This is a genomic window from Alcanivorax sp. 1008 (assembly GCF_020667895.1).
GTDB lineage: Bacteria > Pseudomonadota > Gammaproteobacteria > Pseudomonadales > Alcanivoracaceae > PGZG01.
The window spans coordinates 171,982-197,274 of record NZ_JAFMPS010000001.1 but is presented as its reverse complement, the minus strand read 5'-3'; the positions used below and the strand labels follow the sequence as shown (position 1 = coordinate 197,274).

Sequence of the window (25,293 nt, the reverse complement as noted above, 5' to 3'; positions counted from 1 at the left end):
AATGCAGACTATATCGGCTTGTTGAATCCCCGGCATGGCAAGACTGGAGCAGTAATTATGTGGATCACCCTGCGCGATGCATGGCTGGCCTATAGTCAGCCCCGGGTTTTGATCATGCTGCTGTTCGGGTTTTCCGCTGGCCTGCCCTTCCTGTTGGTATTCTCCACCCTGTCCGCATGGCTGCGAGATGTCGGCATTGAACGAGCCACCATAGGCTACTTCAGTTGGGTCGGCATACTATTCTCGATAAAAGTACTGTGGTCACCCGTGGTCGACCAGCTACGTCTGCCGTTTCTGAACCGCTGGCTAGGCCAGCGACGTAGCTGGCTGCTGCTTGCCCAGGCAGGCATCATCACCGCCCTGTTGCTAATGACGGCTACCGGCCCGGTCGGCCATCTCGAACGTTTTGCCTGGCTAGCATTGCTGGTGGCGTTCTGCTCCGCCACCCAAGACATCTGCGTGGATGCCTACCGCATTGAATCTGCGCCGGAGGAATTGCAAGGCGCTATGGCCGCCGGCTACATCTTCGGCTACCGGCTGGCGCTACTGGTGGCCGGTGCGGGAGCCTTCTATCTGGCCGAATACTGGTCCTGGGCGATCGCCTATCAGGGCATGGCTGTCTGCATGCTGGTTGGCATAGTCACCACACTTCTGGTTAGAGAGCCAGATATCCCGTCACGGGAGTTCCTCAGTCACGGTGTGGCAGCCTGGCTGCATCAATCGGTGGCCATGCCCTTTATCGAATTCTTCAACCGTTTTGGCCGCCATGCGGCGGTGTTGCTGCTGTTTATTTCGATCTACCGGATCAGTGACATCACCATGGGCGTGATGGCTAACCCCTTCTATCTCGACATGGGTTTCGCCAAGGACGAGATTGCCAACGTGGCCAAGGTTTTCGGATTTTTTATGACCATCGCTGGCTCAGCCATCGGTGGCATTGTGGTGGTTCGCTATGGCATCGCTCGACCACTGATTGTCGGTGCAGCGATGGTTGCAGCCACCAATGTGCTGTTCGCCATAATGGCCGCCAGCACCCCCAACCTGACATGGTTGGCAGCGGTCATTAGTGCCGATAACCTCAGCGCAGGCTTCGCCAATGTTTGCTTTATTGCTTATCTGTCCAGTCTCACCAGCCGCCAGTTCACCGCCACTCAGTACGCCCTGTTCAGTTCATTAATGACCCTGCCGGGCAAGTTCATCGGCGGTTACAGTGGCGAGGTGGTGGATCAGTTCGGCTACCCGATCTTCTTCAGCTACGCGGCCATACTAGGTGTGCCGGCGGTGCTGTTGTCCTGGTATGTCTGGCGGCGCTCAGAGGAAAGCAGCATAGCGACGCATGTCGACTCGACCACCGATGACGATCACTCCCTCCGCCACTAGCCTCGTCAGCTGTCGCTCAGCCGCCGCCCCGGTCATCCCGGAGCGGCCATCGCTGCGAATCACCCGCCACCACGGCAGCTTCGAGCCCTTCGGCAAGGTGCCCATCAAACGACCAACAAAGCGAGCATGGCGGGGAAACCCCGCCTGCGCCGCGATAGCGCCGTAGCTGGCCACTTTGCCCGGCGGGATCGCCGCCATGATCTGATACACGGCGTGAGCAAACTCAGATTGCGGATCGACGGCTACCGGCATAAGGCTTAGCGCAGACCGCCATCCAGATCGATGCAACGACCGGTGAAATAGTCGTTCTCGAAGATAAACAACACGGTCATGCCAATGTTTTCCGGCTCACCAAGACGCTTCAGCGGCACCGCACTGATCAGGCGATCACGGGCTTCCGGCTTCATCGCCGCCAGCATGTCGGTGTTAATGGTGCCCGGCGCCACGGCGCCGGTACGGATGTTGTAGCGCGCCAGCTCCTTTGCCCAGACCTCCGCCAGTGCTGCCACGCCGGACTTGGCGGCTGAATAGTTGGACTGGCCAAAGCTGCCCTGACGGGCCAGCGAGGAAATATTAACGATCACACCTTCTTCAACACCCAGGCGAATCATGTGGGCTGCTGCCTCGCGGCCACACAGGAACACGCCGGTCAGGTTGACATCGATGACCGCCTGCCACTGCTGCAGGCTCATGGTGCTGATTTCACCGTCTTTGGCCTTGACCAGCAGGCCATCGCGGGTGATGCCGGCGTTGTTGACCACACCATGCAGAGCGCCAAAATCGGCAACCACGTCATTGAAGAGCTTGACCACGTCTTCTTCTTTGGCAACGTTGGCAGTATAGGATTTGCCATCGCCGCCAGCCGCCTTGCACTGGGCCACGGTTTCGTCGAGATCAGCCTGATTCAGGTCCACGCAGGCGACTTTGGCGCCCTTGCTGGCAAACATTTTGGCAATGCCCCGGCCCAAACCACGGCCAGCGCCGGTTACCACTACTACCTTGTCTTGCACGTTCATGTTGCTCTCCCGAATCAGATCAGACGAAGCGGCGATTATGGTCAGCGAAGCCCGCGCTTGCCATGACAGGATCGCTCATCCCGGGTTGTCATCGCGGTAGCTTGCGGTTATCAACCAGAAGATTGAGGTAGTGATCTTCTCCGGTCAGAGGGGCTGTTACGGGTTGCCGGGACACGCCGTGAACCCATCCCTGGGGGCTTGCGTTCGGCATCCATGCCTCACACAGTCCCGGCAACCCGTAACAGCCCCTCTGACCTCACTCTTTACTGTTTCCAATCATTGAAAACGTCCGCAAGAAGTAAGATGCAGGCCCTCTGCCGTGGTTGCCCCTTGCCGGGACCATCGAAGCCAGGGATGGCTGAGATGAGCTACAGGGACGTACTTGCCGCGTGTCCCGGCAAGGGGCAACCACGGCAGAGGGCCGGAAAAGATCACTGCCACATCAGCCGCCCCCTTGAAACCCACCACTAACGCCCCCATCAAGCCCTCCACTGGCGAACCCCATTGACTCGGCCAACCGGGTCACTATGATTGGCACTCGCCAAGGCCGAGTGCTAACACTCCCCAGACAGGAGTGCTAACCCGGCCACCCGGCGGACCCTTAAGTCCCCGCCGGTTTCCCGTTGCGAAACATCAACAAGGAGAAACACCGTAATGAACATCCGTCCTTTGCACGATCGCGTGCTGGTACGCCGCGAGGAGGAAGAAACCAAAACCGCCGGCGGTATCGTTCTGCCAGGTTCCGCAGCCGAGAAGCCGAGCCGCGGTGAAGTTATTGCTGCAGGCAAGGGCAAGATCAATGACAAGGGCGAAGTACGCCCACTGGACGTAAAGGTCGGTGACAAAGTCATCTTCGGCCAGTACGCCGGTAGCACCGTCAAGGTGAATGGTGAAGAACTGCTGATTATGAGCGAGAACGAAATTCTCGCCGTTGTCGAAGGCTGATACCACCATCTCCGTTTAAAGCTTAACCAAGGGAAGAATGACCATGGCTAAAGAAGTAATTTTTCGTGACGAAGGCCGCGCCCGTATGCTGCGTGGCGTCAATATCCTTGCTGATGCAGTAAAAGTCACCCTCGGCCCAAAGGGCCGCAACGTAGTATTGGACAAATCCTTCGGCTCACCGCTGATCACCAAAGACGGCGTTACCGTTGCCAAGGAAATTGAACTGGAAGACAAGTTCGAAAACATGGGCGCGCAGATGGTCAAGGAAGTCGCTTCCAAGGCCAATGATGACGCTGGTGACGGTACCACCACTGCCACCGTTCTGGCACAAGCCATCGTTACCGAAGGCCTGAAGTCAGTCACCGCTGGCATGAACCCCATGGACCTCAAGCGCGGCATCGATAAAGCCGTGGAAGCCGTTGTTGAAGAGCTGAAAAAGCTCGCCACTCCGGTAAAAGACCGCAAGGCCATTGAGCAGGTTGCTACCATCTCCGCCAACTCCGATACCAGCGTAGGCAACATCATTGCCGACGCCATGGAGCGTGTTTCCAACCGTGATGGCAAGTTCACCACCGACGGTGTAATCACTGTCGAAGAAGGCCGTGGCCTGCAGGACGAGCTGGAAGTGGTTGAAGGTATGCAGTTCGACCGCGGCTACCTGAGCCCGTACTTTATTAACAATCAGGAAAAAATGTCGGTGGAGCTTGAGCACCCGCACATCCTGCTGGTGGACAAGAAAATCTCCAATATCCGCGAACTGCTGCCAGTACTGGAAGCCGTTGCCAAATCTGGTAAGCCGCTGCTGATCATCGCTGAAGACGTTGAAGGCGAAGCACTGGCCACTCTGGTGGTTAACAACATGCGTGGCATCATCAAGTGCTCTGCGGTTAAAGCACCGGGCTTCGGCGACCGCCGCAAGGCCATGTTGCAGGATATCGCCATCCTGACCGGCGGCACCGTGATCTCCGAAGAAGTTGGCCTGAGCCTGGAGAATGCTTCTCTGGCCGACCTCGGCACCGCCGAGAAGGTCAATATCGACAAGGAAAACACCACCATCGTTGGTGGCGCAGGCAAAGCGGAAGACATTAAATCCCGCGTCGAGCAGATCCGTGGCGAAATCGAGAAGTCCTCTTCCGATTACGATCGCGAGAAGCTGCAAGAGCGCGTTGCCAAGCTGGCCGGCGGTGTTGCCGTGATCAAAGTTGGCGCAGCCACCGAAGTCGCCATGAAAGAAAAGAAAGCACGCGTTGACGATGCTCTGCACGCTACTCGTGCGGCCATTGAAGAAGGCGTGGTACCTGGCGGCGGTGTTGCTCTGGTTCGTGCTCTGGCCAACATGGGCAAGCTCAAGGTCGACAACGAAGACCAGAACGTCGGTATCGCTCTGACCACCCGCGCACTGGAAGCGCCGCTGCGTCAGATTGCTGCCAACGCTGGCGCAGAAGCCTCAGTAGTTGTGCAAACCGTGAAAAACGGCAAGGGCAACTATGGCTTCAACGCTGCTAACGGCGAATACGGCGACATGCTGGAACTGGGCATCATCGACCCGGCCAAGGTGACCCGTACCGCCCTGCAGGCAGCAGCCTCTATTGCTGGCCTGATGATCACCACCGAGGCGATGATCGCTGACAAGCCAGAGCCGAAGGGCGCTGGTGGCGGCATGCCAGATATGGGTGGCATGGGCGGTATGGGTGGCATGGGCGGCATGATGTAAGTCGTCTGCTCATCTGCACTAAAGAGAACCCCGCTTCGGCGGGGTTTTCTTTTTCCGGCCTTCACAGCGCATTGTTTGCCGGTGCTTCATTCTTGCACCCATCATATTCAAGGAGCTCCATCGTCATGCGTGTACTGCTACTTGCCATTATGGTGATGACGCTCGGTGGCTGCCAAAGTCACCGCCACGATCCCATCAGTCTGGCGGAAAATGTGGATATTCCGCGCTTTATGGGCGACTGGTATGTAATTGCCCATATACCGCTGCCGCCAGAACGTCAGGCGTGGAATGGTATCGAGCGATATGACCTGAATGATGATGGCTCCATCGCCACCACCTTCACCTTTCGCCTTGGTAGCGCAGAAGGGGAAAAGAAGCGCTACACGCCCACAGCCTGGGTAACCGACGACCCTTCCAATGCCGTGTGGAAGATGCAATTCCTGTGGCCGTTTAAAGCAGACTTTCGCATTATCTGGCTGGATGACGATTATCAGACCACCATCATAGGCAGGCAAAAGCGTGATTATGTTTGGGTGATGGCCCGGCAACCTGAAATTGATGAAAAAACCTATCAGGCCATGCTCAATTTTTTGAAGCAGGAAGGGTATGAACTATCAGACCTGCGCAAAGTGCCGCAGCAATGGTAACTGTCAGGCGCTGGCCACGCTGTCCAGATTGGTCTCGCAAACAACGCGATTACGGCCGCCTTCCTTGGCTTTATACAGACACCCATCGGCACGGTTCAGCGCCTCGTCAATCTGCTCACCCATGCGGTACTCGGATACGCCGATGGATACGGTCACCCGCAGCTCTGGATGGAGATCGGTAAACAGCTGCTTTTCCAGACTAACCCGCAAACGCTCTGCCACCTGCCAGGCTTCCTCCAGTCCGGTCTGACTCAGCACCAGCACGAATTCCTCTCCGCCCAGACGACCGGTGTAATCGGCCTCACGCAGCGAGTCATGTACCAGACGAGCGAAACGGCGTAGCACCTGATCACCAACACCATGGCCGTAGGTGTCATTGATCGGTTTAAAATGATCAAGATCCAGATAGCAAAGGCAGAAGCGATATCCTCCGGAATCAGCCAAAGCCTGCTGCTGCTGCAGGATTTCCATAATATGGCGTCGGTTGAACAGGCCGGTCAGTTCGTCGCGAATGGCCATTTCCCGAACCATTTCCAACGCCTTACCCAGCTCCTCGTTTTTGCCAGACAAACTACTGCGCAGTGCATTGATACTGGCACCAGTAACAACGAAGGCACCGGCCGTCATGGAAAAAATAAGCCACTGCAGCCACTCGACAGTAAAGCTTAAACGGATACCGTGATCAGAGAACGCCAGTAGCAGTACCAATGCATAGCCACCTGAGGCATATAACGCCAGCACCGTGAGCTTCCAGAAATTCAGGCGGAAAGAAGCCAGCAGCATGGCAGCAAAGAACACCATCATCACACTGATACGAAATCCATCCGTGGAGACGGCGCCAAACACACTGCTCTGCTCCGGCGTTTCAACAAAATAGATGCTGATCAGGAATCCGGTGGTTAGCCACAAAGCCAGACTCAGAGACATGCTCGGATCACGAAATGTCTTGGTCCAGCCGCTACGCACAGCCATTAACAAAATTACGTTACCCAGCCACACGCAGCCAAAAAGGCCGAGAAAAACTGGCACCGTGGCAGAGAAATATCCCCCCCAAAGATAAAATGCACAAATGGTGGTATGCACCAGGCTAGTAGCCACCGCCAGATTCACATGGCGTCGAACAAGCCGCTGCTCGTTTACCGCCAATTGTCGTGCACGATCCAGATCGGCAATCATGCCGACTCCTCCGAAGCCAGACAGACGCGATTGCGTCCTCCATGCTTGGCACGATACAGCGCCGCATCCGCACGGGCCAGCAGCTGATCCACAGATTCTCCCGCTTTGAATTCAGCGGCACCGAGAGAAGCGCTCATTTTCAAGCCGGGAGCCGACGGGAAATTTAACTGGGTAACCGCATCACGCAGTTTCTCGGCCATAGCCAATCCCTGCTCCCTGTCGGTTTTTACCAGCACCACAAGAAATTCCTCACCACCCAGACGGGCGGCGAAGTCCCGGCCGCTTAAAGAATCCCGGACCATTTTGGAGAACTCGCGCAGCACTTCATCACCGACGTGGTGGCCATGGTTATCATTGACCCGCTTGAAGTGATCCAGATCGACATATAGCGCCATAAAGCCAAACGCATTCCGATTGCCCATTTCGCGAATCTTGCTTAATCGCTCCGTGGCATGGCGGCGGTTATACATCCCTGTCAGCTCGTCACGAATCGCCATATCCTGAATGCGGTCGACAATCTTGCCGAGTTGATCATTACGCTCAATCAGCTGGCGCCGGATGCTGGAAATTTCATTCGCCACCAGCACCGCACCCACAGTAATCAGGGTGAACGCTGACCACTGGATCACTTCAGCAGTGACATCAATAGCTTCAGGGTAGACTGCCGCCACCTGCCAGATGATGGCTGCATAGCCTGCCACGCACAGAGTGCTAACAGTGACAAAGCTACGAAACGAGAGGCGGAATACTCCGGTCTGCAAAATGGCAAAAAACAACACCATCACACACAAGCGCACCTGATCGACAAAGTAGGCGGAAACCAGCAAACCGAGTACAGACCAGAGCACCACCAGTAAAGACATGATCTGGTCCTGCAGGCGCTGGCTCAGACCGCTGAGTAACACTAACGCCATGAATCCATGGCCCAACCAAATCAGCCCGAAAAGCTGATTGAACGCCGCCGTGGAGCCGCGAAAAAAATCCAACTGCAAGGCAATCCAGCAGACAGCTGTATGAGCCAACGCACCAAGCAACGCCGTGACGACCAAACGCCAAGGGCGAGCTGCATGCTCCGTGTGCTCCAACTGCGCCGCTGTTGCGACATTTGTCCCTTGCATGGTGTCTGCTCCTGTTCCCTGCCCCATCAAGGCTTCGGGAAAGTACCAGATGGATATGGGCCTCAGTTCAGCCTGACTAGTCCTCTGGATTGGTACTACTAAAGTACTACTTAGGCTAATCCTATCTTATTACATCACGTGACGTACATCACAACTTTTATCTGCCCTAACAGACCGTTTGTCCGTGATACTAACCTGCTATCAGCGATTCTCCACACTCTCACACACCCGCGCCACCGCGCGCCGCCAGCCTGCATGGCGTTGCTGGCGGGAACGCTCATCTAATGATGAAGCGAAACTGCGCTCGCACTGCCAGCGCCCGGCAACCTCCTCCAGGGAGGAGAACAATCCGACCTGCAGGCCCGCCAGATAGGCCGCACCCAATGCCGTGGTTTCAGTGACCACTGGCCGATCGACCCGAATACCGAGGATGTCCGCCAACGTCTGGGTCAGCCAGTTATTCACCACCATGCCACCATCCACCCGCAGGGCAGTCGGCCGGGCACCGGCATCGGCCCCCATGGCCTCCAGCAGGTCGAGGGTCTGGTAACACACGGATTCAAGACCAGCGGTAACCACCTCGGCGATCCCCGTGTCACGGGTCAACCCCAGTAACGCTCCGCGAGCATGAGGATCCCACCAGGGCGCTCCCATTCCGGTAAAAGCAGGCACCAGATAAACGCCTTTGGCGCTACCGACGCTACGCGCCAACGCCTCAGTCTCACTGGCGTGATTGATCAGCCGCAGACCATCGCGCAGCCACTGGATGGCCGCGCCGGCAACAAAGATCGAGCCTTCCAGTGCGTAAGTTGTTTCACCATTGAGGCGATAGCCAACGGTGGTCAGCAGGCGATTACGCGACTGCACAGCTGTGCTCCCCGTATTCAGTACCATAAAGCAGCCGGTGCCATAGGTACTCTTGACCATCCCCGGACTGAAACAGGCCTGACCGACCAAGGCCGCCTGCTGATCGCCAGCAATACCCGCCACGGCGATGGAACCACCAAAAAGAGCTGTATCGGTATGACCATAATCAGCCGCACTATCACGCACATCCGGCAATAGCGCGGCAGGAATGCGGAACAAGGCCAGCAACTCCTCATCCCAGCACTGGCGGTGAATATCAAACAACAGAGTGCGCGACGCATTGGTGGCATCTGTGGCATGTACCTGACCACCAGTCAGGTTCCACAGCAACCAGCTATCGATGGTGCCAAACGCTAATTCGCCCGCCTCTGCGCGCTGTCGAGCGCCCGCCACATGATCCAGCAGCCATGCCAACTTGGTGGCGGAAAAATAGGGGTCCAGCAGCAGGCCGGTGCGTTGCTGCACCAGCTCCTCTTTGCCCGCTGCCCGCAGCTCGTCACACAGGTCAGCAGTGCGTCGATCCTGCCAAACAATGGCCGGAGCCACAGGCGTGCCAGTGGCCCGATCCCACAACACAGTGGTTTCCCGCTGATTGGTGATACCGATTGCAGCCACCTCGCTGGCTGTCTTGCCAGCTTCCTTGAGCACCTCTCGGCACAGTTGCAAACAGTCCTGCCAGATCTGCGTGGCATCATGCTCTACCCAGCCATCTTCCGGGTAATACTGACGAAACTCACGCTGAGTCTGCGCCAACCGGTTGCCGTTGCCGTCAAATAAAATTGCCCGGGAACTGGTGGTGCCCTGATCAATAGCAAGCAGGCAAGACATTTTACTCTCCCTCAATATCGCCATCCGCTCAGTCTGGAGACCGGCAGATTAAAACGCGAAAGAGTAACGCAAAGTGGTGCGGCTGTACCCCGTCGTTTATGTAAGTGAACGCGGCGTATCGGGACAAAGACAGGCCCGGCGAGCTGCACCATCCATGGCGCAAGGGGAGATCAGTCACAGTCAGCCGGGTGGTGGTCGCAGTGGGAAGCTGGGCTGTGTGCTCACCGGGAGAACAAGAGTACTGTACATAAAGACAGTACGCAACAATAAAAAAAAGCCTGCCGGTGCAAGGCAGGCTTTTCAATGGTCACATCCAAGGAGTCAGGGTCACACTCGATTGCTACACGGACAGTATTAAGCAAAACCGGCGCCCGGTCTGTGGCGGCTTTGTCAGAGGGCTGTTACGGCATGTTATCCGCTTGACCAAGAACGTGGGCAGCGCTGCGCGGCTGGCGCGGCCAGGTCATGCTAAACAGAGCGCCGCCCATGACTCCTTCCTGCACTGTCACGCCGCCGCCATGCCACTCGGCAATACGCTGAACAATAGACAAGCCCAGACCATAACCGCCACTTTTCCGCTGACGGCTTTCATCCAGCCGGGCAAAGGGTTTGAAAATCCTCTGCCGGTCTGAAGGTGCTATTCCCGGGCCATCGTCCTCTACTTCCAGCACTGCCAGCTCTCCATCCACCCGATAACGTAATGTCACCTTACTGGAGGCATAACGCAGGGCATTAGTCACCAGATTCTGCAGCACACGGTGCAGGTAACGCTCACTGCCAAACGCATACTCGTCTTCCGGCGACAGCGCCGCCAACGCATGTTCGTCAATGTTGATGTCAATGCCACCACTGATTGTGATCAACTCATCATGCAAACGCTCAAGCAGCGCCGGCATCATCACCCGGACGAAATCAAGCGACGGACTGCCCTCTTCCAGCCTGGCAAAAGTCAGGATTTCATCAATCAGCTCATCCAGCTGATCAATATCCCGATCCAGCGCCTCCACCTTACTACGCCGCTCGTCACCATCATCAATGTCCGCCAGCATTTCCAAACCGAAGCGTAGCCGCGCCACAGGAGTGCGCAACTCATGGGACACGGCCCGGGTCATCTCGCGCTGAGACTCAATCAACCGACGGATGTGTGCAGTCATACCGTTAAAGGTTGCCGCCAAGTGGCCAATGGCATCTGGACTGCCGGCATCAGCACGAACATTAAGATTGCCGCGGCCCAGCTGCTCAACAGCGGAGCCAAGTCGAAACAGTCGGTTTTGCAGGGGGCGCACCAGTAAATAGGCGGCAAGCCCCATGGCCAACAAGCCAAGGCCGCCAACCACCAGTAGCATTTGCACAGGGTACTGATCAAACAAACGCATCGGCCCCAGCACCAGCACCTTGCCGGTGCTGCCCACCGGCGCATAGACCTGCACCGAGGATTGTGTCCGACTGGCGCTGTCATCAATCGCCAGCACCACCTCACGACGCTCCAGCCGCAGTAACTGCTCACGATCCAGATTCAACTGCTCGAATGGCACCCGATTGAGCGGGTACCCAAAGTGCCTTTGAATCCGGGCAAACTCGTTATCCCACTGATTACTGGGAAACTGCGACAACTCATCAAGAATAAGTAACGCGGTAGCCCGGGCTTGCTGTTCTGACACCCGGGTCATGCGAGTGGACAAATAGCGCTGCTCGCCAGGCAACTGAAAGTAGATGTCAGCATAGCCCTCGCTGTCGTTGAGGCGCATCAGCACCCGGCCGGCCTCAAGGCGGCCCAACTCCTGCTCAGTCAGATCAAGCTCCGCCGGCACCAGCACCTTAATGTCCGCCGACATCAACCGCCCCAGCACCTGCCGCCAGCGCTCCAGCTCCTCCGGCGTCTGCTGACGCTGCAAACCACGCGCCATAAGATAGAACGTGCCGCGTGCCATCTGCTCGCGATACTCATCTGCGCGATAACTGTTAGCCAGCTGTACCGCACCATAGGCGATAAGGCCAACCACCAGAATCGCCGCCAGCATGCCGCCATAGATACGTAGAAAAATACTATTCAAGAGCGGCCCACTCAGCCTGCGTTAATATCGGCGACGAATAGATAGCCCTTGGAACGGACCGTCTTGATCCGTCGCGGGTTATCCGGGTCATCGCCAACTTTGGGGCGGATGCGGGAAATACGCACATCAATAGAACGATCCTGACCATCGTACTGAATACCACGCAGGCGCTCGAAGATGGTTTCCCGGGACAGCACCGTGCCGGCATGGGATGCAAGCAGCCACAGCAAGTCGTACTCGGCGCTGGTCATCTCCACCGACACACCATCAAGAATTACTTCTCTGGCAGAGTTGTCGATAATCAGATTGCCAAACTCGAGACGCGAAGGCGGGCTATCCGTATCCGGCTCAATACGGCGCAGCAGCGCGCGCACACGAGCCAGCAGCAGACGCGGTTTCACCGGCTTGGCAACATAATCATCCGCGCCCATCTCCAGACCAAGAATCTGATCCATATCGTCGGTGCGCGCCGTCAGCATCAGAATCGGGTTTCGATAATGACGCCGCACCTCACGGCATACGGTCAGTCCATCCGCTCCCGGTAGCATCAAATCAAGCACCACCAGATCTGGCTGCTCCGCCGGAATCCGGCGAATCGCCTCGTTACCGTTGGAAACGACACTGACCGTCAGGCCATTGGCAGTTAAATAATCACTGGTCAGGGTGGCGAGGCGCTCATCATCCTCGACAATCATCACCCGCGGAGCATTGTCCACACTGTTCTCCTTGAGAATCGACCGCTGTTGACAGGCAATGCAGGCTTTATACGCATCCCCCCGTTGGCCGGCAACCGGGACACTGTGGTGTCCTTGTTACTGAACCCCCCAAGAATAGCCGGCGCAGGCCGCAGAATGTTCCCTAAGGAAACACTTTCTTTGGCAACGACACACCATATATTGTGTTTACTCCTTCGCGCCATCTGATACGCAGGAAGCACACAGGTTATCCACAACATTTCCCCCGTAGCAAACTCTTGCAATGCCGGCGACACCGCTATAACTTGTACCCAATCGGGCAAACCACCCCTATATGTTGGGTTTTATTACCGCTTCAGTGCACCTTTTACGTGCATAAAAAAGTCCATCCAGGCAGCCTGTTGGCCAGCTTAAATGGCAAAAAGCGGAGTAAAGGGCGGCCATGCCAGACACCAAGGCAACACTACATATAGTGTTGTCGGCATTTAAGGCGGCGGAGCTCAGGGAAGATGCACAGCAACACACTATTAACTCCAGCAGCGACCATCACCCTGCCCTGACCATCAGGCGGGTGATGGATTCGTTGTTTGACTAACGGCAGCAACACCAAAAAAAACAGCAACACTCACGGAGACGGGCCATGCACACGGAAACACACAGCCAAGCCGGTTCGGCACCCCAAGCGGGCAGCAGCGCCATCGAAGACAGCAGCCTGAATGCCACCGCACCGGGGCAGCTGCGCGTCATCAAGCGCAACGGCAAGGTCGTTCCCTATACCAACGACAAGATCATCGTTGCCATTACCAAGGCCTTTCTGGCCGTAGAAGGTGGCAATGCGGCTGCCTCCAGTCGCATCCATGACACCGTCGGCCGGCTGGCTGATCAGGTCACCGCTATCTTCAAGCGCCGTCTGGTATCTGGCGGCACTATCCATATCGAAGAGATTCAGGATCAGGTTGAGCTGGCGCTGATGCGTGCCGGTGAGCACAAGGTGGCCCGCTCCTACGTGCTGTACCGGGAAGAGCAGTCGCGCAAGCGCGCCGCGGAAAGCGCTGCCCTGCCCACCGCCAGCCGCGAAGTGAATGTCAATGTGACCATGGAAGACGGCACCCTGCAGCCGCTCGACATGGCCCGTCTGGAGCACCTGATCCGTGAGGCCTGCCTTGGCCTGGCCGATGTCGATGCTGACAAGATCATCGACGAAACCATCAAGAATCTGTACGACGGCGTCTCCCTGCGCGATGTGAACACCTCCATGGTGATGACCGCCCGCACCATGATCGAGCTGGAGCCCAACTACTCTCAGGTCACCGCCCGCCTGTTGATGGATAGCCTGCGCGCCGAAGCCCTGCAATTCCTCGGTGTTGCCAAACTTGCTGATCAGCAGGAAATGGAAGCGCTCTATGGTCAGGCGTTTGCCACCTATATCCAGCGCGGCGTTGAACTGGAATTGCTTGATCCGGAGCTGGCACGCTTCGATCTGGCCAAGCTCGGTGCCGCTCTGAAAGGCAGCCGTGACATGCAGTTCAACTACCTCGGTCTGCAAACCCTGTACGACCGCTACTTCCTGCACAGTGACGATACCCGTATCGAACTGCCACAGTGCTTCTTCATGCGTGTCGCCATGGGCCTGTCCGCACGGGAGCAAAACCGAGAAGAACGCGCCATTGAGTTCTACGACCTGCTGTCCAGCTTTGATTACATGGCCTCCACGCCAACCCTGTTCAACGCCGGCACCCTGCGCCCGCAGCTGTCCTCCTGCTACCTGACCACGGTACCAGACGACCTGCACGGTATTTACGGCGCCATTCAGGACAACGCCATGCTGTCCAAGTTTGCCGGCGGCCTTGGTAACGACTGGACCCCGGTGCGGGCTCTGGGCGCCTACATTAAAGGCACCAACGGCAAATCCCAGGGCGTGGTGCCGTTCCTGAAAGTCGTTAATGACACCGCTGTAGCGGTGAATCAGGGCGGCAAGCGCAAAGGCGCGGTATGTGCCTATCTGGAAACCTGGCACATGGACATCGAGGAATTCCTCGAGCTGCGTAAGAACACCGGTGACGATCGTCGTCGCACCCACGACATGAACACCGCCAACTGGATTCCGGATCTGTTTATGAAGCGGGTTCTGGAAGAAGGTGAATGGACCCTGTTCTCGCCAAACAACGTACCGGAGCTGCACGACCTGTACGGTCAGGACTTCGAGAAAAAATATCTCGAGTACGAAGCCAAAACCCGCGATGGCAGCTTGAAACTGTTCAAGCGCGTACCGGCTATCAACCTGTGGCGCAAGATGCTATCCATGTTGTTTGAAACCGGCCACCCGTGGGTGACCTTCAAGGACCCATGCAACGTGCGCAGCCCGCAGCAGCACGTTGGTGTTGTGCATAGCTCGAACCTGTGCACCGAGATCACCTTGAACACCAGCAAGGACGAAATCGCAGTATGTAATCTGGGTTCGATCAATCTGACCCACCATGTTAGCGAAACCGGCCTGGACGTTGCCAAACTGGAACGCACCATCAAGACCGCTGTGCGCATGCTGGATAACGTTATCGACATCAACTACTACTCGGTGCCGGCAGCGCGCAACTCCAACCTCAAACACCGCCCGGTTGGCCTTGGCATCATGGGTTTCCAGGACGCGCTGTACATGCAAAAGATTGCCTATGCTTCGCCGCAGGCGGTGGAATTTGCTGACCGCTCCATGGAAGCTGTGAGCTACTTTGCCATTCAGGCGTCCAGTGACCTGGCCCTTGAACGTGGCAGCTATTCCAGCTACGAAGGCTCGCTATGGAGTCAGGGTGTTTTGCCCATCGACTCCATCGAAATGCTGGCCCGCGAACGTGGCGAAGAAAAATATCTCAACATGGATCGCTCCCAGTCCATGGATTGGAACTCGCTGCGCAATAAAGTTCGCACTCAGGGCATGCGCAACTCCAACGTGATGGCGATTGCTCCCACCGCAACCATTGCCAACATCACTGGTGTTTCACAATCCATTGAACCGACGTATCAGAACCTGTATGTGAAATCGAACCTGTCCGGTGAGTTCACCGTGGTTAATCCGTACCTGGTGCACGAGCTGAAGGCTCGCGGTTTGTGGGACAACGTTATGGTCAACGACCTGAAGTACTACGACGGTTCGGTACTACCCATCGATCGCGTGCCGGACGACATCAAGGAGCAGTTCCGCACCGCCTTTGAAGTCGAGCCACGCTGGTTGGTGGAGTCCGCCAGCCGTAGGCAGAAGTGGATTGATCAGGCCCAGTCGCTGAACCTCTACATTGCACAGGCAAACGGCAAGAAGCTTGATATCACCTACAAAATGGCGTGGCTCAGTGGCTTGAAAACCACTTACTACCTGCGCGCCATCGGCGCCAGTGCAACGGAGAAGTCCACCATCAGCGACGGTCGCCTGAACAGGGTGTCGTCAGGTAGCGAAGAAGCCGCCGCGTTCAGTCAGGCAGCAGAAGTGCCAAACGCCTGCTCGATCGACAACCCGGACTGCGAAGCCTGCCAATAACACTGTATGAGCGGCTGCAGGAACCACCCTCAGCCGCGCTAAAAAAATTGTAGGAGAGAACAATGCTCAACTGGGATGAATTCCATGCCGAGGAAAAAGCGTTCCAACCGCCCGTTGCAGACCGTGCGCCACAGGAATCAGAGCCGACTGCAGCGCCGGCGCCAGCTGCTGCTGCGCCAGCGCCGGCGCGAGCAGAACCTGCTGTCGAGCGAGCCAACGCTGCTCCCACCAATACCCCTGCTGCCGGAGGAGATGCCGTAGCACGGGCCAAGGCCAGCGTCGCGCAGATGGATGTCAGCGAGGGCGTAGCCGAACTTGAGGGCGCTTCAGGCCGTGTGCAAGTAGATGAGAAGCGCATGATTAACTGCCGCGCTGACCTGAACCAGCTGGTACCATTCAAATACGACTGGGCCTGGCAGAAATATCTGGATGGCTGTGCCAACCATTGGATGCCGCAGGAAGTGAACATGAATGCGGACATCGCCCTGTGGAAAAATCCGGAAGGACTGACCGAAGACGAGCGTCGCATCGTCAAGCGTTCACTGGGCTTTTTCTCCACCGCGGATTCACTGGTCGCCAACAACCTGGTGCTGGCCGTCTACCGGCTGATCACCAATCCTGAGTGCCGCCAGTACATTCTCCGTCAGTCGTTTGAAGAAGCGATCCACACCCACGCCTACCAGTACTGCATCGAATCACTGGGCATGGATGAGGGCGAAATCTTCAACATGTACCGCGAGCTGCCAGCGGTGGCCAGAAAAGCCCAATGGGGCATTCAGTACACCCGCGAGCTGTCGGACCCGGAGTTCAAAACTGGCACCGTCGAAACCGACAAGGCGCTGCTGGAAAACCTGATTGCGTTTTACTGCGTGCTGGAAGGCATCTTCTTCTATTGCGGCTTCACCCAGATCCTGTCCATGGGGCGCCGCAACAAGATGACCGGTGTGGCTGAACAGTTCCAGTACATCCTGCGTGACGAATCCATGCATGTGAACTTTGGCGTCGATGTGATCAACCAGATCAAAATCGAGAATCCGCATCTGTGGGATGCCCAGATGCGCGACAAGGCCACCCAGATGATCCTGGAAGGCACAGAGCTGGAGATTCAGTATGCCCGCGACACCATGCCGCGTGGAGTGTTGGGCATGAACTCCAATATGATGGAAGAGTATCTGCAGTTTATTGCTAACCGTCGTCTGGCCCAGCTCGGTCTGCCAGAACAGTTCAAAGGCGTAACCAATCCATTCCCGTGGATGAGTGAGATCATGGATCTGCGTAAGGAGAAAAACTTCTTCGAGACCCGTGTCACCGAATATCAAACGGGTGGTGCGTTGAGCTGGTAAACCAGCAGGTAAAGACAAGGGCGCCTTTCGGCGCCCTTTTGTTTTTTTGGCTTTGCTTTGGTAGTGAACTTCACCGGTCGAAGCAGGTGTCAGGGGCTTCCGGGACGCGCCGGAAGCCCCTGACACCTGCTCCGACCTCACATCCTGCTTCTTTCCAGCTCCTATCTTCACCCCTGACTCGCGTCGGCACGGTATCCCAATTAGGCCTGAACGCCACCATATCCGGAGGGTGACTGAGTGCAGCGCAGCGAAACGGTCACCCCGGAGGATATGGCGGCGGTTGCGCTCTGGCACGATAGTGATAGTCAGGCATATTTTTCTTCGACAACAGAAAAAATCACAGGCACACTCAAAGTCGTGGCAAAACAAAACGCCATATCCCACTCCGATGACGAGGAACGCGACGTGAGCGAACCACTCGATCTGGACCCGGAAGACCTGCTCGGCACCATTGAGCAAGTAGAAGAAACCCTGACCATCATGACCACTGTGGTCAGCCAACTGAAAGAACAACTCATGGAACAACTCGGCGTGGTGGACAGCCGCGACATGAGCGTCGAAGAGTTTCTTGAGATCTGCGAAAACAGCGATGGCATTGTGCACTAGGCACTAACCACACGCGCTGGGCAGAGACTGACTGGCAGCCACCAGGCTGCCCCGGGCACTGCCAACCTCAAACGGTGTGCTATACGGCATCGCAGGGCTCTTTACCCCTGTATCATTGAGGCCACTGAGTCACTTGGCTCGGGGCCATATTCGTCAACCTGTAACATCCGCCCGGATCATGTTTCGTAACCGCCATAAAAGGCTATAGTGTCAGCCCATGTACCATTGCTGAGACGGAGCCACACATGAAAGCCTCGGACCTGTTTGTCCGCGCCCTGGAAGCAGAAGGCGTTGAGTACGTGTTCGCTATTCCAGGTGAAGAAAATCTAGATTTGCTGGAATCCCTGCGCGGATCAAAAATCAATCTGGTGGTCACCCGTCATGAACAGGCAGCAGGTTTTATGGCTGCTACCTACGGCCGTCTCACTGGCAAAGCCGGAGTCTGTCTGGCCACTCTCGGTCCGGGCGCCACCAACTTCGTCACAGCAGCGGCTTACGCCCAGCTCGGCGCCATGCCGATGGTCATGATCACCGGACAAAAACCGATCAAGAGCTCCAAGCAGGGTCAGTTCCAGATTATTGATGTGGTTGACATGATGCGCCCCCTGACCAAGTTCACCCGGCAGATTGTCAGCGGTGACAGCGTGCCTTCGCGCATCCGCGAAGCCTTCCGCATGGCTCAGGAAGAACGCCCCGGCGCCACCCATCTGGAGTTACCGGAAGACATTGCCCGCGAACACTCCCCCATGCCGGTGCTACAACCCAGCAATGCCCGCCGCCCGGTACCGGAAGAGAAAGCCATCCGCCTGGCAGCAGAAGCCATCAGCGCCGCACGTAAACCCCTGCTACTGCTAGGTGCCGCCGCCAACCGTAAGCTGACCGCCAAGATGGTTAAGGCCTTTATCGACAAGCTGGGCATTCCGGTGATCACCACCCAGATGGGTAAAGGCGTCATTGATGAGAACAGCCCCCACTTTATTGGCAACACCGCCCTGTCTGATGGTGATTTCGTACACCGCGCCATTCATCAAGCGGATCTGATTATCAACGTGGGCCACGACGTGGTGGAGAAGCCACCATTCTTTATGCGCCCGGGTGGCGCCGAAGTGGTCCACATTAACTTCAACTCCGCACAGGTCGATCCGGTTTATTTCCCGCAAATCGAAGTGATCGGCGATATCGCCAATAGCCTGTGGCAGCTGAAGGAGCACCTGCAGCCCCAAGCACACTGGAGCTTTGCTGACTTTCTGCGTATTCGAGAAGCACTGCAGCAGCACATCCATCAGGGCGCAGAGGATGACCGTTTCCCCATGCTGCCCCAGCGGGTGGTGCGCGAGCTGCGCGAAGCCATGCCCGACAACGGTATCATCGCGCTGGATAACGGCATGTACAAAATCTGGTTTGCCCGCAACTACCCGGCCCACAAACCGAACACGGTACTGCTGGATAATGCCCTCGCCACCATGGGCGCCGGCCTGCCTTCAGCAATGGCGGCCAAGCTGGTTTACCCGGATCGCCGCGTGGTAGCTATCTGCGGTGATGGCGGCTTTATGATGAACTCGCAGGAAATGGAAACCGCAGTGCGACTTGGTCTGGATCTGGTGATCCTCATCCTGCGCGATGACGGCTACGGCATGATCAAGTGGAAACAGGCCCATATGGCCTTCCGTGACTTCGGTCTGGACTTCGGCAACCCGGATTTTGTTGCCTATGCACAGTCCTATGGCGCCCACGGCCATCGTCTGGCAAGTACTGCGGAGTTCAAGCCCATGCTGGATAAGTGTTTTGAAACCGGCGGTGTTCACCTGATCGATGTGCAGGTCGACTATAGCCAGAATCATCAAGTCCTGAACGAGGATATCCGCGAACTGGCCGCCAAACTCTAACTGCGGCCGATTAGCCAAGGAGTATCACTATGCTGAAAGAAGCCTATCCCTACTATCTGGCCAACGAACCGGTATACGACAACGCGGACCTGGATGTTACAGACAAGTTTTCCGGGGCGGTCGCTACCCGTGTCGCGCTAGCTGATGCCAGCGCCATTGATCAGGCCATCGCCGCCGCCGTGGCTGCAGAAGCGCCCATGGCCGCCATGCCCCCTTATGAGCGTCAGGCCATCCTCTATCACTGCGTAAAACGCTTTTCCGAACGAGCCGAAGAGCTGGCCGACGCCCTGTGCATTGAGGCCGGCAAGCCAATCAAGGATGCCCGTGGTGAAGTCACGCGACTGATTGATACCTTTCGCGTAGCAGCGGAAGAGTCTGTGCGCATTGGCGGCGAAGTACTTAACCTGGAAATTGCTCCGCGGGCAAAAGGCTATCGCGGCTTCACCAAGCGTGTTCCTGTGGGCGCCTGCTCGTTTATTTCACCCTTTAATTTTCCCTTGAATCTGGCTGCTCACAAAGTTGCACCAGCAATTGCTGCTGGCTGCCCCTTTGTTCTCAAGCCGGCCAGCCGCACCCCTATCGGCGCGCTCATCATTGGCGAAGTTCTGGCGGAAACGGATCTACCCAAGGGCGCATTCTCCATTCTGCCCTGCCACCGAGACGGCGCAGACCTGTTTACTGAAGACGATCGGCTGAAGCTGCTCAGCTTTACCGGCTCACCTGCGGTAGGTTGGGACCTGAAAGCACGTGCCGGCAAAAAGAAGGTGGTACTGGAACTGGGTGGCAATGCCGCCTGTGTTGTCGATGAGAACACCAATCTGGATGATGCGGTTGCTCGTATTATTTTTGGCGCCTTCTACCAAAGCGGCCAAAGCTGCATCGGTGTGCAACGTATCTACGGTCATCGTAGTCAGTACGCCGAGCTGAAACAGCGCCTTATAGAAAAGACCAAACAACTGAAAATGGGCGACCCGAAAAAAGAAGACACCTTTATCGGGCCCATGATTTCAGAGGGTGAAGCCAAGCGCCTGGACAAGTGGGTTCAGGAAGCCATCGACGCCGGCGCCACCTTACTGTGTGGTGGCAAGCGTAATGGCGCCATGCTCGAAGCCACCCTACTGGAGAACGTACCCAACCACTGCGCAATCTGCACCGAGGAAGCCTTCGGCCCGGTGGCTGTGTTGGAGCCGTTTGATGACTTTGATGCGGTACTGGAGCGTGTCAACGACAGTGCCTTCGGCCTGCAGGCCGGCATCTTCACCCGCGACCTTTATCGCGCCCAGAAAGCCTGGGATGTACTGGATGTGGGTGGTGTGGTGATCGGTGATGTACCCAGCTGGCGAGTGGACAATATGCCCTATGGCGGGGTTAAGGATTCCGGACTTGGCCGTGAGGGCATTCGCTGGGCCATTGCCGATATGACTGAAGAGCGGCTGCTGGTGATTCGGACACCCTGAGCCCCTGCAGAGTGCAAGAAGGATTGCAGGAGCGGCATCAGCCGCTCCTGCAATGATCAGAATGGCAGTTCGCGCTCAGAGAGCTTACCAACGATACCCGGCATAATGCGTTTCGCCAGATACATGCCCCAGGCCTCTGGCGACACTGGCTGCACCGCAACATTCTTGCGCACTGCCTCCAGCACCACCTCTGCCACCTGCTCCGCTGTGTAGTTACGCTTCTGATAAAACTTCATGACTTTTTCATGGCGCTCCGCATTATCCATGCTGCCTTCCATGATGGAGTTGGCCACAATCGGCGTATTGATAATACCGGGACAGATCGCCGTGACCCCGATATCGTGCTTCGCCATATCACCGCGCAAGGCCTCGGTAAAACCACGCACTGCGAATTTACTCGCCGCATAAATCGGCATGTCCGGCGCCGCAATAAAAGCTGCGGCGGAAGCAGTATTGATAACATGGCCACCCTGCCCTCGCGCCACCATATTGGGCAAAAACGCATGGCAGCCATACACCACGCCCATCAGGTTGATATCCATCACCCGGCGCCAGGTTTCCAGCGTGGTATCAAGAAAACGCCCGGCGCTGCCGATGCCCGCATTGTTCATCAGAATATCCAGCGACTCGACCTCAGCATGGACCTGATCCGCCATCGCCTGCACCGAAGCCGCATCAGCAACATTACACTGCAAGGTGCGCACCAGCACACCGCGTTCGCGGGCCAGAGCCGCAGTCTGCTCATTACCGTCCGCATTGATATCGGACAGCCACAAACGCGCGCCACGAGCAGCGAATGCAAGGGCTGTGGCGCGGCCGATACCACTACCAGCGCCGGTGATCAGCACTTCCTTATCCTTGAACTGTTTCATCTATGCGGCTCCAGACAATGTGGGATGGTGGCGACTATGCCTGCCGAGCGAGCGATGCAACATGGCATTTCGCGCCAACAGAGATAGCTGACTCAACTGTTGGAACTGGGGCCTGACGCAGGCTCGACTTCCACAACCGGCTGGCTAGTGCTGGGGCAAGGCTGCTCAACCGGACTATCTGTTTCAGCCTTCATGTTCTGCCAATGATTCAGCGCCCGCAGCCACTGCTCCGCCAGCCGGCGCGATAAACTGCACATCTGCAGGGCAGAGTCGAGACTGGCGCGGCTGATCTGCCCAGCCAATGCTGACTGCAATAGTTTGAGCTTGACCTGCTCGTAAGCAGGAGCCAACACCACAAAGTCCAAAGACCCCTCGGTACCACACAGAATTGACTGAAGGTGCTCGGAAACACTGGCAAACCAGCTTTCCAGCGGCTCCCTGATACGTTGGTAATCGGGGCTTTTGCGTAACGGCTCGCCAAGGTTATCAAGCTGCATGAGTGTCTCGTCGGCATACAGCAGGTTGTGCTGAATACGCCAACCATCGGAGAAAAAACCAGCCGCATCGGCACTGATCGGGTAACGGGATGCCTCGACAAAAAAGTCACCGATAGCTTCCAGTCTCTTGTGTCGAATGCCATTAGCTTTGCGACGCTCAGGATCTGCCTCAAGCAGTCCTGCGACAGTGCCGGGGTACTCGCCCAGTAACGGCTCGAATTCGCGGCATAGTGCCATCGGCACAGCATCCGGCACGGATGCCACGTTACGATCCAGATAACGTAAGGCGACACCCTGCTCTTCAGCAACCACAAAGCGGGTCATTAAAAAGCGACTCATGAGCGGCTCAAGTGGCCACATCAATACAATTCCCAGCAAATTAAAAATACTATGGAACAGCGCCAGCATGGTGACCGGTTCATTGCCATAGCCACTGATATAGCCAAGCCACAATACCAGCGTTAAAAGTGGGCCGAGCAAAACCAGCGCCACTGCGCCAGTCAGCAAGTTAAAGAAAACGTGGGCCATGGCCAGCCGCTTGGCACTACTGGTTGCCCCCAGTGTGGCAAGTAACGCTTTGGTGGTGGTGCCAATATTGGTACCAATCACCACTGCCGCCGCATCAGAAAAACCAACCAGACCACCGGCCAAGGCAGTCAACACCACCGCAACTGCGGCACTGGAACTCATCATCAGGGTAGTCAGAACAAAGCCGATAACCACCATGGCAATCACACCATAGCGCTCGTCATCCAGTGACACCTGCTCGCTCAACGAACTGAAGCCGCCGGACAGGGTTTCAATACCCAAAAACAAAATACCAAACCCGGCCAGCGCCATGCCGAAAGAACGATAACGGTCCGACGGTGCGAAAATACGCATCAACGCGCCCATGCCAATAATTGGCAAAGCAAACGCATCAATTTTCAGCTTGAAACCAATCAGCGCCACCAACCAAGCTGTCAGGGTGGTACCCAGATTGCTTCCAAAAATAACCCAGACCGCACGTTGGAAAGAGATCAGGCCGGCATTGACGAAGCCGATAACAGCCACAGTGACAACACTGGATGATTGCACCACTGCGGTCAGAAAAGTCCCTGCCAGCAGCCCACGACGCTTACTCGACGTCCAGCTCGACAGCAATGCCTCCAGAGAGGAACCGGCGGCCAGCCGTAGCCCCTCTGTAATCAGCCACATGCCTAATAGAAAAAGGCCAATACCGCCAAGCCCGGTGGACAGATATTCCATCATCAAAACTCGTGTGCTGACTCAGGCTCAGCGATGGTTACCGAGTGCCCCTGGGTTGTTAACTCATGGGCTAAAGCAGTCAATGCCTCGGATTCGCCATGCACCAGACGCAGCGCCGGGTTGCCAGAGATCGACGCCGCCCACTTGAGCAAACCGTCGCGGCCCGCGTGGGCAGAGAACCCGCCCAGCGTATGAATAGTGGCATTTACCGCATACCGTTGACCGAACATGCGGATCCACTTGGCACCATCAACAAGTTGCCGCCCCAATGTGCCACGGGCCTGAAACCCGGCGAAAATAACATGGGTATTTTCCTGCCAGATGCGGTGCTTGAAGTGATGGCGGATACGTCCACCATTACACATGCCGGCGCCGGCGATGATGATGGCGCCGTGATCCAGCTTGTTCAAAGCGATGGAGTCCTCTGTGGATGCGGTCAGCGACAATACTGGCAAAAACTCCTCCAGCGAGCGGGCGCTGAAATGATCCATGGCGTATTGATCATTCTCATCCCACTGATCAAGCCACTGGTCATAAAGCTGAGTCACTTCGATAGCCATGGGGCTATCCAGATAGACTTTCCAGCCCTCCAGCTTGCCCAGCTGCCAGAAGCAACCCAGATGGAACAGCAACTCCTGAGTCCGGCCCACAGCAAAGGCCGGTATCAGCACTACCCCGTTACCCCGGCGCGCCTCCTCCAGCACAACCTCCAATTCGATCAGCGTATCTGACAGCGGCTTATGATCACGATTGCCATAGGTCGACTCCATCAAAACCAGATCAGCCTTGGGCGGAACCTCCGGCTCATGCATCAAGGCACTTTCCGGGTTACCAATATCACCGGAAAACACCACAATCTTTTCGCCGCCGTCCTCCCGGCAAAGCAACTCCACCGATGCCGAGCCGAGAATGTGCCCGGCGTCATAGAAACGCAGCCGCAGATCACTTTCGATCTGCACCTCTTGGCCATACTCCACTGGAACACACTGCTTTAGAACCTGGAGCACGTCCTTCATTTCATACATCGCCGCCACAGGTTTCTTGCCTTCGCGACGATTGCGCATATTTGTGTGTTCAAGATCCCGAAAATAAATATTAGCGGAATCCTCCAACATGATGGCGAGCAACCCCCTGGTCGGGGCTGTGCAATAAATTGGCCCTTTAAAGCCACGCCGCACCAACTTCGGCAACAACCCGGAATGATCCAGATGAGCATGAGACAGGATGACCGCTTCAATACGCCGTGGATCGAACCCAAAGCGCTCCTTGCGCATGCGGGACACAGCGTCGCCGCCCTGATGCATGCCACAGTCCAAAAGATAACGACGGCCATTGAGCTCCAGCAAATGGCACGAGCCAGTGACTTCCTGGGCAGCTCCATACGAAGTAATAACAGGCATTCAGGTCTCCGATTAAAG

General features: G+C 56.6%; 20 protein-coding genes. 10 read left to right on the top strand and 10 right to left on the bottom strand.

The window, feature by feature from the left end; genetic code table 11:
* Positions 1-57: 57 nt before the first annotated feature.
* The gene (locus J1C54_RS00975; RefSeq protein WP_229143959.1) at positions 58-1,380 is read left to right on the top strand and encodes an AmpG family muropeptide MFS transporter; all 1,323 of its coding nucleotides are present in this window, start codon (positions 58-60) and stop codon (positions 1,378-1,380) included.
* Here the strand turns inward: J1C54_RS00975 and J1C54_RS00970 are convergent.
* Positions 1,312-1,632 (bottom strand): MGMT family protein, encoded by a 321-nt coding sequence (locus tag J1C54_RS00970; RefSeq protein ID WP_229143958.1) that lies wholly within the window; start codon positions 1,630-1,632, stop codon positions 1,312-1,314. The genes J1C54_RS00975 and J1C54_RS00970 overlap by 69 nt on opposite strands.
* Before the next feature lie 5 nt (positions 1,633-1,637).
* Entirely contained in the window at positions 1,638-2,396 is a 759-nt protein-coding gene (locus tag J1C54_RS00965; RefSeq protein WP_229143957.1) for an SDR family oxidoreductase, read from the bottom strand.
* 654 nt (positions 2,397-3,050) lie between these two features.
* On the opposite strand from J1C54_RS00965, the gene J1C54_RS00960 reads away from it, so the two are divergent.
* From J1C54_RS00960 to J1C54_RS00950, 3 genes are all read left to right on the top strand, one after another.
* Positions 3,051-3,341 carry a co-chaperone GroES gene (locus J1C54_RS00960; RefSeq protein WP_229143956.1) on the top strand — a complete coding sequence of 97 codons (291 nt, stop codon included), beginning with the start codon at positions 3,051-3,053 and terminating at the stop codon, positions 3,339-3,341.
* Positions 3,342-3,384: 43 nt separating this feature from the next.
* Positions 3,385-5,055 carry a chaperonin GroEL gene (groL, locus tag J1C54_RS00955; protein ID WP_229143955.1) on the top strand — a complete coding sequence of 557 codons (1,671 nt, stop codon included), beginning with the start codon at positions 3,385-3,387 and terminating at the stop codon, positions 5,053-5,055.
* A gap of 125 nt (positions 5,056-5,180) precedes the next feature.
* Positions 5,181-5,702, top strand: coding sequence for a lipocalin family protein (locus tag J1C54_RS00950; protein ID WP_229143954.1), 522 nt, complete (start codon positions 5,181-5,183; stop codon positions 5,700-5,702).
* Between the two features lie 3 nt (positions 5,703-5,705).
* Here the strand turns inward: J1C54_RS00950 and J1C54_RS00945 are convergent, their stop codons facing one another.
* The 5 genes from J1C54_RS00945 to J1C54_RS00925 all read right to left on the bottom strand — a co-directional run bounded on the left by J1C54_RS00945 (position 5,706) and on the right by J1C54_RS00925 (position 12,440).
* The gene (locus tag J1C54_RS00945; protein ID WP_229143953.1) at positions 5,706-6,878 is read right to left on the bottom strand and encodes a diguanylate cyclase; all 1,173 of its coding nucleotides are present in this window, start codon (positions 6,876-6,878) and stop codon (positions 5,706-5,708) included.
* Positions 6,875-7,996: a diguanylate cyclase gene (locus tag J1C54_RS00940; RefSeq protein WP_229143952.1), complete on the bottom strand. Its 1,122-nt coding sequence runs from the start codon at positions 7,994-7,996 to the stop codon at positions 6,875-6,877. The genes J1C54_RS00945 and J1C54_RS00940 overlap by 4 nt, the downstream gene beginning before the upstream one ends.
* A 201-nt stretch (positions 7,997-8,197) precedes the next feature.
* Positions 8,198-9,691, bottom strand: a complete 1,494-nt coding sequence (glpK, locus tag J1C54_RS00935) for a glycerol kinase GlpK (protein WP_229143951.1) — start codon at positions 9,689-9,691, stop codon at positions 8,198-8,200.
* Between the two features lie 401 nt (positions 9,692-10,092).
* Complete coding sequence (locus J1C54_RS00930; protein WP_229143950.1) at positions 10,093-11,745, bottom strand: ATP-binding protein; 1,653 nt, start codon at positions 11,743-11,745, stop codon at positions 10,093-10,095.
* A gap of 11 nt (positions 11,746-11,756) precedes the next feature.
* Positions 11,757-12,440, bottom strand: a complete 684-nt coding sequence (locus tag J1C54_RS00925; RefSeq protein ID WP_229144325.1) for a response regulator — start codon at positions 12,438-12,440, stop codon at positions 11,757-11,759.
* Between the two features lie 442 nt (positions 12,441-12,882).
* Between J1C54_RS00925 and J1C54_RS00920 the strand changes: the two genes are divergently transcribed.
* The 6 genes from J1C54_RS00920 to J1C54_RS00895 all read left to right on the top strand — a co-directional run bounded on the left by J1C54_RS00920 (position 12,883) and on the right by J1C54_RS00895 (position 21,258).
* Entirely contained in the window at positions 12,883-13,035 is a 153-nt protein-coding gene (locus tag J1C54_RS00920; RefSeq protein ID WP_229143949.1) for a hypothetical protein, read from the top strand.
* A gap of 45 nt (positions 13,036-13,080) precedes the next feature.
* Entirely contained in the window at positions 13,081-15,966 is a 2,886-nt protein-coding gene (locus J1C54_RS00915; protein WP_229143948.1) for a ribonucleoside-diphosphate reductase subunit alpha, read from the top strand.
* Between the two features lie 62 nt (positions 15,967-16,028).
* Entirely contained in the window at positions 16,029-17,309 is a 1,281-nt protein-coding gene (locus J1C54_RS00910; RefSeq protein WP_229143947.1) for a ribonucleotide-diphosphate reductase subunit beta, read from the top strand.
* 237 nt (positions 17,310-17,546) lie between these two features.
* Positions 17,547-17,915 (top strand): hypothetical protein, encoded by a 369-nt coding sequence (locus J1C54_RS00905; RefSeq protein WP_229143946.1) that lies wholly within the window; start codon positions 17,547-17,549, stop codon positions 17,913-17,915.
* Between the two features lie 245 nt (positions 17,916-18,160).
* On the top strand, positions 18,161-19,801 hold the full coding sequence (locus J1C54_RS00900; RefSeq protein ID WP_229143945.1) for an acetolactate synthase large subunit: 1,641 nt from the start codon (positions 18,161-18,163) through the stop codon (positions 19,799-19,801).
* 29 nt (positions 19,802-19,830) lie between these two features.
* Complete coding sequence (locus J1C54_RS00895) at positions 19,831-21,258, top strand: aldehyde dehydrogenase family protein (RefSeq protein WP_229143944.1); 1,428 nt, start codon at positions 19,831-19,833, stop codon at positions 21,256-21,258.
* A gap of 56 nt (positions 21,259-21,314) precedes the next feature.
* Here J1C54_RS00895 and J1C54_RS00890 read toward each other — a convergent pair whose 3' ends face one another.
* The 3 genes from J1C54_RS00890 to J1C54_RS00880 form a co-directional block, all read right to left on the bottom strand.
* Entirely contained in the window at positions 21,315-22,130 is an 816-nt protein-coding gene (locus tag J1C54_RS00890) for an SDR family NAD(P)-dependent oxidoreductase (RefSeq protein ID WP_229143943.1), read from the bottom strand.
* A 92-nt stretch (positions 22,131-22,222) separates the two neighbouring features.
* A complete protein-coding gene (locus J1C54_RS00885) occupies positions 22,223-23,878 on the bottom strand; it encodes a Na/Pi cotransporter family protein (protein ID WP_229143942.1) in 1,656 nt (551 codons plus the stop codon).
* Complete coding sequence (locus J1C54_RS00880; RefSeq protein WP_229143941.1) at positions 23,878-25,275, bottom strand: MBL fold metallo-hydrolase; 1,398 nt, start codon at positions 25,273-25,275, stop codon at positions 23,878-23,880. Before J1C54_RS00880 ends, J1C54_RS00885 begins: the two co-directional genes overlap by 1 nt.
* Positions 25,276-25,293 lie beyond the last annotated feature (18 nt).

Coding starts and splice junctions, on each gene's coding strand:
- J1C54_RS00925 (WP_229144325.1), bottom strand. CDS start 12,440: ATGATTGTCGAGGATGATGAGCGCCTCGCCACCCTGACCAGTGATTAT.
- J1C54_RS00960 (WP_229143956.1), top strand. CDS start 3,051: ATGAACATCCGTCCTTTGCACGATCGCGTGCTGGTACGCCGCGAGGAG.
- J1C54_RS00965 (WP_229143957.1), bottom strand. CDS start 2,396: ATGAACGTGCAAGACAAGGTAGTAGTGGTAACCGGCGCTGGCCGTGGT.
- J1C54_RS00915 (WP_229143948.1), top strand. CDS start 13,081: ATGCACACGGAAACACACAGCCAAGCCGGTTCGGCACCCCAAGCGGGC.
- J1C54_RS00880 (WP_229143941.1), bottom strand. CDS start 25,275: ATGCCTGTTATTACTTCGTATGGAGCTGCCCAGGAAGTCACTGGCTCG.
- J1C54_RS00895 (WP_229143944.1), top strand. CDS start 19,831: ATGCTGAAAGAAGCCTATCCCTACTATCTGGCCAACGAACCGGTATAC.
- J1C54_RS00940 (WP_229143952.1), bottom strand. CDS start 7,996: ATGCAAGGGACAAATGTCGCAACAGCGGCGCAGTTGGAGCACACGGAG.
- glpK (WP_229143951.1), bottom strand. CDS start 9,691: ATGTCTTGCCTGCTTGCTATTGATCAGGGCACCACCAGTTCCCGGGCA.
- J1C54_RS00945 (WP_229143953.1), bottom strand. CDS start 6,878: ATGATTGCCGATCTGGATCGTGCACGACAATTGGCGGTAAACGAGCAG.
- J1C54_RS00970 (WP_229143958.1), bottom strand. CDS start 1,632: ATGCCGGTAGCCGTCGATCCGCAATCTGAGTTTGCTCACGCCGTGTAT.
- J1C54_RS00890 (WP_229143943.1), bottom strand. CDS start 22,130: ATGAAACAGTTCAAGGATAAGGAAGTGCTGATCACCGGCGCTGGTAGT.
- J1C54_RS00900 (WP_229143945.1), top strand. CDS start 18,161: ATGAAAGCCTCGGACCTGTTTGTCCGCGCCCTGGAAGCAGAAGGCGTT.
- J1C54_RS00910 (WP_229143947.1), top strand. CDS start 16,029: ATGCTCAACTGGGATGAATTCCATGCCGAGGAAAAAGCGTTCCAACCG.
- J1C54_RS00950 (WP_229143954.1), top strand. CDS start 5,181: ATGCGTGTACTGCTACTTGCCATTATGGTGATGACGCTCGGTGGCTGC.
- J1C54_RS00885 (WP_229143942.1), bottom strand. CDS start 23,878: ATGATGGAATATCTGTCCACCGGGCTTGGCGGTATTGGCCTTTTTCTA.
- J1C54_RS00920 (WP_229143949.1), top strand. CDS start 12,883: ATGCCAGACACCAAGGCAACACTACATATAGTGTTGTCGGCATTTAAG.
- J1C54_RS00975 (WP_229143959.1), top strand. CDS start 58: ATGTGGATCACCCTGCGCGATGCATGGCTGGCCTATAGTCAGCCCCGG.
- groL (WP_229143955.1), top strand. CDS start 3,385: ATGGCTAAAGAAGTAATTTTTCGTGACGAAGGCCGCGCCCGTATGCTG.